Source organism: Domibacillus indicus, assembly GCF_000970685.1.
Classification (GTDB): Bacteria; Bacillota; Bacilli; order Bacillales; family Domibacillaceae; genus Domibacillus; species Domibacillus indicus.
The window spans coordinates 94,951-108,008 of sequence record NZ_LAJB01000002.1 but is presented as its reverse complement, the minus strand read 5'-3'; the positions used below and the strand labels follow the sequence as shown (position 1 = coordinate 108,008).

Below are 13,058 nucleotides of genomic sequence, written 5' to 3'. Positions count from 1 at the left end.
GCATCAGGAAGAACCCTGGTGCTTTACGAGTGAAAGAGTATGGGCGGGGATAGTTGGAATTGTTTGTTACGCTTCCATTGCCTGTTCGTTCTCCTGGTCTTTGCGCATTAAATAAAGAGTGAAGAGGTCTCTTGGCACTTCATATAAATCAAAGACAGCCTCATTCTGGTTTAATTTCGCATATACATCCGGACGGGTTTCATTGGCCGGCACAACATAAGGCAGTTTTTCGGCAGCTTTACGCGAGCGGATGTTCACCTTGCGGATAGACATGTAAATGGATTCAATGCCTGCTTCATAAAAAAGCTCTTTAAAAAATTCTTCTTTGGCCGGTGCATTGTAGCCTTTGCCGTGGAATGGCTTGCCGAGCCAGGTGCCGAGAAAGCCGGCGCCATTTTCAATGTCATACAAGTTAATTGTGCCGATCGGGCTGCCCCATTCGTCCAAAATCGTCCGTGAAATCAATTCGCCCCGTTCCTCTGCTTCAATGGTTTGTTTTGTCACAAACACAAACTCCTCATAAGACTGGGCTTTATGGCGCACAAAAGGGAAGACTTCGGGGTGCGTCATCAACTCAAACAAAGCATGACTTTCATGAACATCGCGCTTCTTCAACATGGTAATTCCCTCCTTTTTACATAGTGAGGGTATAACGGTTCAGTAGTGTCCCGATCCACCCTCGAAATTTTTTAACAATCAAACAAGACCGTCACTTCCGCAGCCTGTCCACAAAAAATTTCGGGATGGGAATCGAACCCATTAGAACCGGCTGAAGAAACCGGTGGCGCACCATTTGCCTTCCCATTACAACTAGCATTCACATGTCGTTACTTTCATAATATAAAATTTTTACCCATTTGAAAATAGGTTTTAACCGCAAATTAAAAATATTTTCGACAGTTTTTGAAGCGCTCCAAGCATGATAGATAATAAAAGATGGAATAAGTCTGCGAAGGAAAGAAAGATTCGATTTATAAAGGTAAAATCGGCAGCGGTATAAAGCATGTGGGCAACGCACAAGATTGCCTGGCAGAAGCCCGGCAAAAGGGCAGGCGGCTGTTCGTGAAAAAGAAGGGGAAGCTTAATTGATTGTGTACTGGTTTAAAAAACATGATGCTAAGTAATAAGCCGGCGGTTGTTTGGTTTATTGTATGCTGTGCGGGTCTTCAAAGTGAAGGGGGCAGACATTTTATTTTTACAGGCCGCTGTATTGCTGAGAAAACGAGAATCACTTGCTTGACAGACGATTTAAACAAAGTCCATAATAAAAACACATTCGAATAAACCTTTCCGGGGCAGGGTGAAACTCCCGACCGGCGGTGATAGGCGATCAAGCCTTTAGTCCGTGACCCGCATGCGTGCGGTGGATCCGGTGCAATTCCGGAGCCGACAGTAACAGTCTGGATGGGAGGAAAGGACAGTGCGCGTTTTCTGAATTTTTTCAGATAGGAAACGTTTATTTATTAATGAGTAAAAAAGCCCCGTATGAAATGACAATACGGGGCTTTTCTTGTGTACAGGCGGTATTTTTTAATAAAGGGGGTTCCCTTCTATGAATGAAGAGTATTATATGAAGCTGGCATTGTCGCTTGCTGAAAGTGCCGCCTATCAGACTTCACCCAACCCGCCGGTTGGAGCCGTTGTAGTTAAGAATGGCCGGATTCTCGGTATGGGCGCTCATTTAAAAGCAGGCGAAGCCCACGCGGAAGTCAGCGCGCTGAAGCAGGCAGGCGCCGGAGCAGAAGGTGCGGACATTTACGTGACGCTGGAGCCGTGCGCCCACTTTGGGAAAACACCGCCCTGCGCCGACCTGATTATTGAAAAAGGGCTGCGCCGCGTATTTATTGCTGCCGTTGATCCGAATCCGCTTGTAGGCGGAAAAGGCATCCAGAGGCTGGAGGCAGCCGGCATCGAAGTTGAAACCGGCATCTGCGAGCAGGAAGCAGCAGAACTATTGACGCCATTTTTTCATTTTATCCAGACGAAGCGTCCTTATGTGACGATTAAAACAGCCGTTACCGCTGACGGCAAAACAGCCGCCCATACCGGGCACAGCCGCTGGATTACAAGCAGTGAGGCCAGAGAAGATGTACACCTTCTCAGAAGCCGCCATGATGCCATTTTAACCGGCATTGGTACGGTGCTGCTGGATAATCCGCTCCTCACTTCCCGATTGCCCCAGGGAGGAAAAAACCCAATTCGAATTTTACTGGACACCCATTTGCGTGTTCCGCTCGATTTTCATATCGTGCAAAACAAAGAAGCTAAAACGATTATTTTCTGCGCCTCTGATGCCCAGACGAAAAAACAGCGTGCCTTAGAAGACGAAGGCGTGACCGTTATCCGGCTCCCGTATATGTCGATTGATGCTGTGCTCGATGAGCTCGGGAAAAGGAATATCATGACCCTGCTCGTTGAAGCCGGCGCTGAAATGAATGCGTCTTTTTTAGATATTGGTGCATTTAACCGGCTGATTATGTATATGGCGCCAAAGCTGATTGGCGGCAAATCCGCTCCCTCTTCCTTTGGCGGACTCGGCGGCTCTTCCATGGATGAAGCGCTCGACCTTGAGTTTGTTTCCATCGGCCCGGTCGGCCCGGATTTAAAAATCGTTATGAAAAAAAGGTGATGGAATGTTTACAGGAATAATAGAAGAAATCGGCACGGTAGAACGCATTGTGCGCGGCGGGAAATCACTTCAGCTGACGATCGGCGCCAAAAAGGTACTGCAGGATGCCGGGCTCGGTGACAGCATTTCCGTAAGCGGCGTCTGCTTAACGATCACCGCGTTTACCAAAACGCATTTTACGGCAGATGTTATGCCTGAAACGTTTACCTCAACGGCGCTTGCGGCGCTGACGGCCGGCTCGCGTGTGAATTTAGAGCGGGCCATGGCAGCAAACGGCCGGTTTGGGGGGCATTTTGTTTCCGGGCATGTAGACGGCGTTGGGCATATTATCTCAAAAAAGCAGGAAGAAAATGCGCTTTATGTGACCATCTCCTATCCGAGGGAACTGGGCCGCTACTTTTTATATAAGGGATCGATTGCGCTTGACGGCACATCGCTTACCCTGTTCGGTGTAACGGATGAAGCCGTTACGGTTTCGCTTATTCCGCATACAAGGGATGAAACCATTCTGGCCGCGAAAAGCGTCGGTGATCCGGTTAATATCGAGTGCGACATGCTGGCGAAATACGTTGGCAGCATGCTTGAGAAAAAAGAAGCGCCCAAGCGCGGCGTTACGATGGATCTGTTAAAAGAGAACGGCTATTTGTAAGGAGGAACCTCTATGTTTTCAACAATTGACGAAGCCATTCAGGATTTAAAGCAGGGCAAAGTCATCATCGTGGTCGATGACGAGGACCGCGAAAACGAAGGCGACCTGCTCGGTATTGCAGAGCTCGCAGACGGAGCCATGATCAATTTTATGGCCAGGGAAGGGCGCGGCCTGATCTGTGTTCCGGTGGAGGAGCAGCTTGCCAGCCGGCTTCAGCTTCATTCGATGGTGGAGCATAACACCGACAGCCACGGCACGGCGTTTACGGTCAGTGTCGACCATATTTCCACGACAACCGGCATCAGCGCATTTGAACGGGCTGATACGGTAAAAGCATTGGTGGATGACGCGTCAGCGCCGTCCGATTTTAAACGGCCGGGGCATATTTTTCCGCTGGTCGCAAAAGCCGGCGGTGTTCTGCGCAGAACCGGCCATACGGAAGCGGCCGTGGATTTTGCCAAGCTGGCCGGATTCAAGCCGGCTGGTGTGATTTGTGAAGTTATGAACGACGATGGCACGATGGCACGCCTGCCGGAGCTGGAAAAAATGGCGGAAAAATTCGACTTGAAAATCGTCACGATTGAACAGCTCGTTGCCTACCGCCGCAGCCGTGAAACGTTAATCCGCCGGGAAGCAGACATTCAGCTGCCGACCGACTTCGGCCATTTTCGCGCCGTCGGCTATGAAGAGGACTTAACCGGCAAAGACCATGTGGCTCTCGTAAAAGGCGATATCTCCGGTGATGAGCCGGTGCTTGTCCGCGTTCATTCGGAATGCCTCACAGGTGACATTTTTGGCTCGCACCGCTGCGACTGCGGCCCGCAGCTTCATGCGGCGCTCGCGCAAATTGAAGAAGAAGGCCGCGGGGTGCTTTTATATATGCGCCAGGAAGGCCGCGGCATCGGGCTGATCAACAAGCTGAAAGCCTACGAGCTTCAGGAGCAGGGCTATGATACCGTGGAAGCCAACTTAAAGCTTGGCTTTAAAGACGACCTGCGGGACTATGGTATTGGCGCCCAGATTTTACGTGACCTCGGCATTTCCAAAATGCGGCTTTTAACCAATAATCCGCGTAAAATTACCGGCTTAAACGGCTACGGGCTTGATATTGTCGAGCGGGTGCCGATTGAAATGCCGGCGAAAGATGCCAACCGCAGCTATTTGAAAACAAAAATTTCCAAGCTTGGCCACTTATTACACGTAGAAGAGGAGAATAACTGATGGGAAAAACATTTGAAGGACATTTAATTGGAACAGGACTAAAAGTAGGGATTGTTGCCGGGCGGTTTAACGAATTTATTACCGGCAAGCTTGTGTCAGGAGCGGAAGACGGATTTATCCGCCACGGCGTGGACGCAGAAAACATTGATATCGCCTGGGTGCCGGGCGCATTTGAACTGCCGCTTGTAGCGAAAAAAATGGCGGAAAGCGGAAAATACGATGCAGTCATTACGCTGGGTGCAGTCATCCGCGGAGCAACAGCCCATTTTGACTACGTGTGCAACGAAGCAGCCAAAGGCATTGCCCAGGCAGGAATGCAGACGGGCGTACCAGTTGTGTTCGGCCTGCTTACAACCGATACGATCGAGCAGGCGATTGAGCGCGCCGGCACAAAAGCGGGCAACAAAGGCTGGGAATCCGCTGTTTCCGCGATCGAAATGGCAAACTTGCTTCGCTCTTTTGACGCGTGATATAATGTCGCTTGTGGCTGAAGCCCCTGGCGGCCAGCTCACAAAGACGCTGCGATTTGGTCTTTAGTGAACTGTCCCGGGATAGCGGGCTTTCAGCGGGTAGGGAGAGGGCGTTTTACAGTAAGCAGGTTTTTATAATGAATGGAGGAATTTTCAAGCTTCGCGAACACGGAACAACTTTCGTAAAGGAACTGTCCGCAGGAATGACCGGCTTTTTAACGGTTATTTACATTATCGCCGTAAACGGAATGATTTTGTCGGAAGCAGGCATGCCCTTTGAAGCAGCGGCTGCGGCTACAATAGTTTCAGCGGCTGCCGGCTGCCTTATCATGGCTTTCTGGGCGAATGCACCGATTATTGTCGTGCCGGGCATGGGCATTAACGCCATGTTTACGTACACCTTCGTGAATGAAATGGGTATGACCTGGCAGCAGGCGCTTGGCGTCACGGTCATCGCCGGCTTTTTGTTTATGGCAGTGGCTCTGACGCCGCTGGCTGGAAAATTGAATGAGATTGTGCCGGCAGCGCTGAAAGAAGCCATTACGATCGGGCTTGGCTTGTTTCTGATTGTAATCGGGGTCCAAAAAGCGGGATTTTCACTGGCAGCATTCATGACGCTGGCGCTGGCTGTTTTTTTGTTCTGGCGGAAAGTGCCGGGTACCTTTATCTGGGTTATTCTCGCCGGCACCGTCATCGCCTGGCTGTTTGGGACACTCCCGGCTCCAGCGTCCGGTGTCAGCCTGGAAAGCTACCTGGCTGTTTTTGGCGCCTGGACCTTCCAGGGCGTGTCACCATTTGTGATGATTCCCGCTGTTTTTTCACTGACAATGGTGCTGCTGTTTGAAAACATCGGCCTTGTCCACGGCCATTTGGAGCTGGCCGGGCAGCCGGAGAAATTTAAGCGGTCTGTTCAAGCAAATGCGGCGGCCGTTGTGGCAAGCGGTATTGCCGGTTCAAGCGCAAACGTGTCAGCCGTTGAAAGTGCAGCCCCGATTGCCTCTGGCGGCCGGACGGGTCTTGTGCCGCTTACGGCAGGCCTTTTGTTTCCGGCAGCATTTATCGCGGCGCCATACTTAAACATGGTGCCCGGCTCTGCAATCGCACCAATCTTAATCATTATCGGCTCCTTGATGGCGTTAAACATCCGCCGGCTGTCTTTCTCTGATTGGTCTGAAACAGTTCCCGCTCTTGCCATTATCGCGATTATACCGCTCACCTCGAGCATCGCCGATGGCATCGCGGCCGGATTTATTTTGTATCCGATCTTAAAAGCAACCCGCGGACGATTCCGCGAAGTACCCGTTCCGATGTACATCATCGCGGTGCTGTTCCTGATGAATACAATGATTCACTAAAAAATCCGCCTTTTTTGAGGCGGATTTTTTTACAGTATGGAAAAACAAGTTTGTCCAGAGCCGTTTCATTCGTTTTTAAAGGATTTCTATCTGGAAAATTCACAACCGGGCCATTTATATAAGCAGAACAAGCAGTGTTATCTGCTCTTTTTTAAAAAAGCGAAAAAGAATTACACTTGGTCCAGGCCAGAAGCCTTTGTTGGGAGGAAAAACAGCCGGATTTGATTCTCTTCTCCTGTCAAAAGGTATCGAGCACTGCTGCTCATTTATGCCTCTTTTTTTAAAGACTATGTTAAACTTTGTTGTTGATATATGAACAAACGTTCTTTAACGAGGGTAATATCACTGTTCGGAGATGATTTATCTATGGATTTAAAGGAACTGAAATTGCTTGCTGGTACGTTGGATGATAATGACAAGCGAAAGTTTATCTACTTTTTGCAGTATGTTGATTAAATCGTGCCTGTTTCCTGTGACCGACACGAACACCAAATTTCGGCTTTCTGCTCATTCTTGTTAAGCTAACGGGCAGAATTGTTTAACCTGCCATCTTCCGTTAAACTAAACTTGTATTCGATAGGGCCCTGACTGTGCACATTAGCAATCCATGAGAAACCGGTCCTGCTTTTGGATGATAAAATGTAGACATAAGGAGGCTGCATATGGGACTTGTAATACTGATGATGAATGTGACACTGGACGGTTGCTGTGACCACACGCAGGTGATTGCGGATGAGGAGCTTCATCAGTATACGGCGGACCTGATGGACCAGTCCAATGGTTTGCTTTTTGGACGTAAAATCTACCAGCTGATGGAAAGTGCCTGGCCAGCCATTGCCAGCAGCGGCGACGGACCTCAATTCATGGTCGACTTCGCACGCAAGCTCGATCGGAAACCCAAGTACGTCTTCTCGCGGACGCTGGATCACGTGTCGTGGCAGAACTCTTTCTTGTTGAAGGGGCCTGTTTCAGAGGAGGTGCCACAGCTTACGGCAGAAGGGAAGAACCTAGTCGTTAACGGAGGTCCCGGCCTCGGTTCCACCCTGGCACAACTAGGCTTGGTGGATGAGTATCACTTCCTGGTACAGCCAATCGTTGCTGGACATGGCCCCCAATTATTGGGAGGAGTTCGTGATCGACTGAATCTGAAGCTGAGCGAGACCAAATCCTTCGGCTCCGGCGTCGTGCTGCTCCGATATACGCCAGTTCGTTGACTGCTTGGCTGATCACTGCGGCTTGGCACTGCCAGACGAATATGTGCGAGTACAAGATGAAGCCGGCAAACATTTGTCGGCTGCTAACGGGAAACGATAGCTCAATAAACCGCCTTTTTATCAAGGCGGTTTTCTTATCGTCAAAAATCAACATTTGCATTTAACATAGCCTTTTTAAAAAGGAGCGGGCGGAGGGCTGGCAGCGAAGACTCCCGCAGGACGAGCGGACGTGCTGGTTCAGTGTTCGCCCCGGCTGTGAGCGAAGCCGCCAGTCCGCAGCCCCTGGCACTGCATTTTAAAAAAATAGCGCGTTACTGACTGCTAAGAAGCAAACGATTTTAGCCGAAAAACGAAATGTCTTCTTAAGATGATCTATTTTTCAATATCGTTAAATACAAACTCGTTAAGAGCCATTTCATCCATTCTTTCCTTCTTATAAACTCACACCAATCCGCACAAATCTGCTATACTAAACAAAAACAAATTTGTTTTGAAAGAGGGATTCAGGTTGGAGATTCAATTTATTAAAGGGCATGGCTCAGGGAATGATTTTATTTTAATCGATGAATGGACACACCGATATACATTCACTGAGGACAACCGCCGCGATCTGGCGGCGGCTCTTTGCAGCCGGGAAACGGGGATCGGTGCAGACGGCATTGTATTTGTAATGGAAAGCGTGCATGCCGATGCGAAAATGCGTATTTTTAACAGCGACGGATCCGAAGCCTCTATGTGCGGGAACGGACTCCGCCTCCACGGTCGTTACGTATTAGACAAACTTGGAAAAAATGAGATTGTTGTAGAAACCAATAAAGCGGACCTCTACGTGAAACGGGACGGCGATATTTATGAAGGAGTGCCAGCGTACCGTGTGGAAATTTCACCTGTTTTATTTGACCTTGCGGCTCTGCCTATGACAATCGGAAAAGAACGTTTGTTTAACGAAGTCGTTCCGGCTTTATCAGATTCGATTTCGTTTTCAGCGGTGGCCGTACCGAATCCCCATTTAATTGCAGTTGGCGGCCGGGAGCTGATTGCGTCCGGTGAACAAAAGCGGATTGCGGAGCTGTTAAATGGCGTGAATGATATTACGCCCGATGGCGTGAATGTCAGCTTCGTTCACCCGATTGAAAGGGGAACGCTTTATGTGCGGACATTTGAGCGGGGAGTCGGCTTTACCAATGCGTGCGGCACTGCCATGTCAGCTTCCACGCTAACCACATGCCAGCTTGGCTTAAACGATTTTGAAACGCCGATCGAAGTGTATAACAATGGCGGAAAAGTCCGCTGCGAGGTGCACCAGCATGAAGCAGGGCGCTATTCCATTGACCTGATCGGCAACGGAACCTATATGTTTGAAGGCACAATACACATGGATCTTGACACACCAAGTCATTTTACGGTTCACAACCAGCGGGCGCTGTCCGAACAAAATGCATATGAGCGCCTCCGTGAAGAAGCGGAATCCTACTTAGCTGCCCGCGTTTTTTAAATCCAGGAGCATTCCTGGATTTTTTTTTGCATATAAAGGGTATAAAAAAAGACGATAAGATGAAAGGAAGACCGGATTTGAATCAAAAAAACTGGCGTCCTTATGCGTATTACGGGGCACTTGCCTTATTCCTTGTTTTGTTTACATGGGGCTTTTTTGAAGTAGTAGACGCACTTGAGGAAAATGAAGTAGCCGCTTTTGACAAAATGATCATTCAGGAGGTACAGTCCTGGATCAATGAAGGGCGCACCGCACGCATGGTGTTTATTACGGACCTTGCCTCGGTGAAATTTTTAACGGCTGCGACCGGGCTGATCGCCCTGTTCCTGCTTTTTCGGAAAAGATACGGGTGGGCGCTTTTTTTCGTGCTCGTGAACGGGCTTGGCGGTGTATTCAACGGCTTTTTAAAAGAACTGTTTCAGCGCCAGCGTCCGGATATTCTGCCCCTGATTGAGCAGGGAGGCTACAGCTTTCCGAGCGGGCATTCGATGGGTTCCTTTATTTTTTATGGAGCACTGTCTTTTATGCTGTTTCAGCTTGTGAAAGGAAAATGGAAAAAGATCACGGCCGCCGTGCTTGCCGGCTGTATGATCCTGCTGGTTGGTTTAACGCGGATTTATCTCGGAGTTCATTATCCAAGTGACGTGATCGGAGGCTTTTCCATCGGTGCCGCCTGGCTGTTTTTTTGCATTATGCTGTTTCATTTTACCGAATACTGGATGCGCCGGCGGCTTTCTCGAAGATGAGAAAGCCGTTTTTTCGTTTCAGCAGACCGGCTTTACGGCTGAAGAAGCCGAAAATTCGGCCCGCCTTTACAAAAGATCCTTAAAAGCAGGTGTGTTTCAATTGGCACGGTAGTTGCATTAAAAAACGTGAAGGGCTACTAAAAAAAGGAGGAATGAGAAATGGAAACATCAACTATCAACGAATTTAATAGGGAGCAGGAAGGAAAAACAGCAGGTACGAATATGAAGGCGGCTGTTGTCAACGAGTTTCACCAGCAGCTGGAAGTAAAGGATATGCCAAAGCCAGCAGCGGGACGCGGTGAGGTGCTTGTTAAAATCGAAGCGTGCGGTGTATGCCATACTGACCTGCATGCCGCGCATGGCGACTGGCCGGTCAAGCCGAAGCTGCCGCTTATTCCCGGACATGAAGGAGTCGGTATTATCGAGGAAATAGGCGAAGGAGTTACCTCATTAAAAGCGGGCGACCGCGTGGGAATCCCATGGCTTTATTCCGCTTGCGGAGAATGTGAATACTGCCTGCAGGGACAGGAGACGCTTTGTCCGCACCAGGAAAACGGCGGGTACTCGGTCGATGGCGGGTACGCTGAATATTGTGTGGCACCGGCTGACTATGTGGCAAGAATTCCGGACGGACTCGATCCGGTTGAAGTAGCACCGATCCTGTGTGCAGGAGTCACAACCTACAAAGCATTAAAGGTTTCCGGAGCCAGGCCGGGCGATTGGGTGGCGATTTACGGGATTGGCGGCCTGGGCCATATTGCGCTTCAATACGCGAAAGCGATGGGCTTTAACGTCGTCGCGGTCGATATTGCCGACGAAAAATTAGAGCTTGCTAGAAGCCTCGGTGCCGATGAAACGGTAAATGGATTAAACGAAGACCCGGCAGAAGCGATTCAGGAAAAAGTAGGCGGCGTACAGGCAGCCATCAGCGTGGCTGTCACAAGAAAAGCGTTTGAGCAGGCGTATCAATCGGTGAAAAGAGGCGGGACGCTTGTGGTTGTCGGACTGCCGAACGATGAGCTGCCAATCCCCATTTTCAATACGGTTTTAAATGGTGTATCCGTCAAAGGCTCGATTGTCGGGACAAGGCTTGATATGAAAGAAGCACTTGATTTTGCGGCCCGCGGCAAAGTGAGAGCACAGGTTGAAACTGCTCCGCTTGATAACATTAATGAAGTATTCGACAAAATGGAAAAGGGAAAAATTAACGGCCGTATCGTCCTGACAATGTAAGTCAAATGAGTTGACATTCAGTTTAGAAGGCGTTATTTTGGAAATGTAAGCGTTTTATATAGCAGATTTCCAACATTCAAAGGGGGAACCGGGTATATGATTTACGCAAATCCAGGGCAAGAAGGGTCAAAGGTATCATTCAAGCAGAGGTACGACAACTTTATTAACGGGGAATGGACGGCGCCGGTCGGCGGCCAGTATTTTGAAAACGTTACGCCGGTGACGGGCGAAGTGTTTTGTGAAGTCGCCCGCTCGCAGGCGGAAGATATTGAGCTGGCCCTTGATGCGGCACACGCGGCAAAGGATGCCTGGGGCAAAACCTCGGCTGCGGAGCGTGCGGTTATTTTAAACAAAATTGCAGACCGCCTGGAAGAAAACTTGGAAATGCTCGCCGTTGCGGAAACCTGGGACAACGGAAAAGCGGTCCGGGAAACATTAAATGCCGATCTGCCGCTTGCCATTGACCACTTCCGTTATTTCGCCGGAGCGATCCGGGCGCAGGAAGGCTCGCTGTCGCAGATTGATGACGACACCGTTGCCTATCATTTCCATGAGCCGCTCGGCGTGGTCGGGCAGATTATTCCATGGAACTTTCCGCTTTTAATGGGCGTATGGAAGCTCGCACCGGCTCTTGCAGCAGGCAACTGCGTTGTGCTGAAGCCGGCCGAGCAGACACCGGCTTCGATTATGGTCTTTATGGAGCTGATCGAGGATCTTCTGCCGCCGGGTGTGGTCAACATTGTGAATGGCTTCGGGCTTGAAGCAGGAAAGCCGCTTGCGTCCAACAAACGCATTGCCAAAATTGCGTTTACCGGTGAAACAACAACAGGCCGCCTGATTATGCAGTATGCCTCACAAAACCTGATTCCGGTTACGCTTGAACTGGGCGGCAAGTCACCGAATATTTTCTTTGAAGATATTATGGAACAGGACGATGCATTTTTAAACAAAGCGGTGGAAGGCTTCGTGATGTTCGCCCTTAATCAGGGAGAAGTTTGTACATGCCCATCCCGTGCGCTCATTCATGAAAGCATTTACGATCAGTTTATGGAACGAGTCATCAAACGGGTAAATGAAATTAAAACAGGCAACCCGCTTGATACAGATACCATGATGGGGGCACAGGCATCAAACGAGCAAATGGAAAAAATTCTTTCCTACCTTGATATCGGCAAGCAGGAAGGCGCCGAATGCTTAACCGGGGGAGAACGCAACACTGTAGAAGGCTTTGAAAACGGCTACTACATAAAGCCGACCGTATTTAAAGGAAACAACAAAATGCGAATTTTCCAGGAAGAAATTTTCGGGCCGGTTGTCTCCGTTACTACGTTTAAAGATGAAGCAGAGGCGCTTGAAATGGCCAATGATACCCTTTATGGCCTTGGTGCCGGTGTCTGGTCACGCCACCAAAACAGGGCATACCGCTTTGGCCGCAATATCCAGGCGGGCCGCGTCTGGACAAACTGTTACCACCAGTACCCGGCTCATGCGGCATTTGGCGGCTACAAAATGTCCGGCATCGGCCGTGAAAATCACCTGATGATGCTGAATCATTATCAGCAGACGAAAAACCTGCTTGTCAGCTATTCAGAAGACGCCCTTGGATTCTTTTAATAGAAAAAAGCGCTGTCCGCACGATGCGGCGGCGCTGTTTTCATAAGGAGGCTCAGACAATGACAGAACGGGTAACCGCAACGCCCGCCGCTCTGGAGCTGATTGAAACGCTAAAAGCCAGGCATGGCCCGCTTATGTTTCACCAGTCAGGCGGCTGCTGCGACGGAAGCTCGCCCATGTGCTACCCCGACGGCGAATTTTTAACCGGGGACGCGGACAGGCTGCTCGGAGAAATTGGCGGTGCGAAGTTTTATATCAGTGATGCCCAGTATGAATACTGGAAGCATACACAGCTTATTATTGATGTAGTGGATGGGCGGGGCGGCATGTTTTCCCTTGAAGGCCCGGAAGGAAAGCGGTTTTTAACAAGGTCACGCGTATTCACCGAGGAAGAGAGACAGGAATTAAACCAGTAGAAAACAAGCTTCCGCC

The 13,058-nt window shown here is 49.7% G+C and carries 12 protein-coding genes and 1 riboswitch; of the genes, 11 read left to right on the top strand and 1 reads right to left on the bottom strand.

Annotation, left to right across the window (positions count from 1 at the left end; genetic code table 11):
• Positions 1-66: 66 nt before the first annotated feature.
• Positions 67-618: a GNAT family N-acetyltransferase gene (locus tag VP98_RS00750; protein WP_046173418.1), complete on the bottom strand. Its 552-nt coding sequence runs from the start codon at positions 616-618 to the stop codon at positions 67-69.
• A 664-nt stretch (positions 619-1,282) separates the two neighbouring features.
• Positions 1,283-1,420, top strand: a riboswitch (FMN riboswitch).
• A 132-nt stretch (positions 1,421-1,552) separates the two neighbouring features.
• On the opposite strand from VP98_RS00750, the gene ribD reads away from it, so the two are divergent.
• From ribD to VP98_RS00690, 11 genes are all read left to right on the top strand, one after another.
• The gene (gene ribD, locus VP98_RS00745; RefSeq protein ID WP_046173417.1) at positions 1,553-2,629 is read left to right on the top strand and encodes a bifunctional diaminohydroxyphosphoribosylaminopyrimidine deaminase/5-amino-6-(5-phosphoribosylamino)uracil reductase RibD; all 1,077 of its coding nucleotides are present in this window, start codon (positions 1,553-1,555) and stop codon (positions 2,627-2,629) included.
• 4 nt (positions 2,630-2,633) lie between these two features.
• On the top strand, positions 2,634-3,278 hold the full coding sequence (gene ribE, locus VP98_RS00740) for a riboflavin synthase (RefSeq protein WP_046173416.1): 645 nt from the start codon (positions 2,634-2,636) through the stop codon (positions 3,276-3,278).
• A 12-nt stretch (positions 3,279-3,290) separates the two neighbouring features.
• Positions 3,291-4,499 (top strand): bifunctional 3,4-dihydroxy-2-butanone-4-phosphate synthase/GTP cyclohydrolase II, encoded by a 1,209-nt coding sequence (locus VP98_RS00735; protein ID WP_046173415.1) that lies wholly within the window; start codon positions 3,291-3,293, stop codon positions 4,497-4,499.
• On the top strand, positions 4,499-4,969 hold the full coding sequence (gene ribH / locus VP98_RS00730; protein WP_046173414.1) for a 6,7-dimethyl-8-ribityllumazine synthase: 471 nt from the start codon (positions 4,499-4,501) through the stop codon (positions 4,967-4,969). Before VP98_RS00735 ends, ribH begins: the two co-directional genes overlap by 1 nt.
• Positions 4,970-5,106: 137 nt before the next feature.
• Positions 5,107-6,324 carry an NCS2 family permease gene (locus VP98_RS00725; RefSeq protein ID WP_046173413.1) on the top strand — a complete coding sequence of 406 codons (1,218 nt, stop codon included), beginning with the start codon at positions 5,107-5,109 and terminating at the stop codon, positions 6,322-6,324.
• A 662-nt stretch (positions 6,325-6,986) separates the two neighbouring features.
• A complete protein-coding gene (locus VP98_RS00715; protein WP_046173411.1) occupies positions 6,987-7,538 on the top strand; it encodes a dihydrofolate reductase family protein in 552 nt (183 codons plus the stop codon).
• Between the two features lie 508 nt (positions 7,539-8,046).
• A complete protein-coding gene (dapF, locus tag VP98_RS00710) occupies positions 8,047-9,033 on the top strand; it encodes a diaminopimelate epimerase (protein ID WP_046173410.1) in 987 nt (328 codons plus the stop codon).
• A 77-nt stretch (positions 9,034-9,110) separates the two neighbouring features.
• Positions 9,111-9,779, top strand: coding sequence for a phosphatase PAP2 family protein (locus tag VP98_RS00705; protein WP_231584090.1), 669 nt, complete (start codon positions 9,111-9,113; stop codon positions 9,777-9,779).
• Between the two features lie 222 nt (positions 9,780-10,001).
• Positions 10,002-11,012 (top strand): alcohol dehydrogenase AdhP, encoded by a 1,011-nt coding sequence (gene adhP / locus VP98_RS00700; RefSeq protein WP_046174067.1) that lies wholly within the window; start codon positions 10,002-10,004, stop codon positions 11,010-11,012.
• Positions 11,013-11,108: 96 nt separating this feature from the next.
• Positions 11,109-12,626: an aldehyde dehydrogenase gene (adh, locus tag VP98_RS00695; RefSeq protein ID WP_046173409.1), complete on the top strand. Its 1,518-nt coding sequence runs from the start codon at positions 11,109-11,111 to the stop codon at positions 12,624-12,626.
• A gap of 59 nt (positions 12,627-12,685) precedes the next feature.
• Positions 12,686-13,042, top strand: coding sequence for a DUF779 domain-containing protein (locus VP98_RS00690; protein ID WP_046173408.1), 357 nt, complete (start codon positions 12,686-12,688; stop codon positions 13,040-13,042).
• Positions 13,043-13,058 lie beyond the last annotated feature (16 nt).

What these genes read in the sequence shown, in the direction of transcription:
- ribH (WP_046173414.1), top strand. Translation starts at nt 4,499, where the DNA reads ATGGGAAAAACATTTGAAGGACATTTAATTGGAACAGGACTAAAAGTA.
- VP98_RS00715 (WP_046173411.1), top strand. Translation starts at nt 6,987, where the DNA reads ATGGGACTTGTAATACTGATGATGAATGTGACACTGGACGGTTGCTGT.
- ribD (WP_046173417.1), top strand. Translation starts at nt 1,553, where the DNA reads ATGAATGAAGAGTATTATATGAAGCTGGCATTGTCGCTTGCTGAAAGT.
- VP98_RS00750 (WP_046173418.1), bottom strand. Translation starts at nt 618, where the DNA reads ATGTTGAAGAAGCGCGATGTTCATGAAAGTCATGCTTTGTTTGAGTTG.
- adhP (WP_046174067.1), top strand. Translation starts at nt 10,002, where the DNA reads ATGAAGGCGGCTGTTGTCAACGAGTTTCACCAGCAGCTGGAAGTAAAG.
- ribE (WP_046173416.1), top strand. Translation starts at nt 2,634, where the DNA reads ATGTTTACAGGAATAATAGAAGAAATCGGCACGGTAGAACGCATTGTG.
- adh (WP_046173409.1), top strand. Translation starts at nt 11,109, where the DNA reads ATGATTTACGCAAATCCAGGGCAAGAAGGGTCAAAGGTATCATTCAAG.
- VP98_RS00690 (WP_046173408.1), top strand. Translation starts at nt 12,686, where the DNA reads ATGACAGAACGGGTAACCGCAACGCCCGCCGCTCTGGAGCTGATTGAA.
- VP98_RS00735 (WP_046173415.1), top strand. Translation starts at nt 3,291, where the DNA reads ATGTTTTCAACAATTGACGAAGCCATTCAGGATTTAAAGCAGGGCAAA.
- VP98_RS00725 (WP_046173413.1), top strand. Translation starts at nt 5,107, where the DNA reads ATGAATGGAGGAATTTTCAAGCTTCGCGAACACGGAACAACTTTCGTA.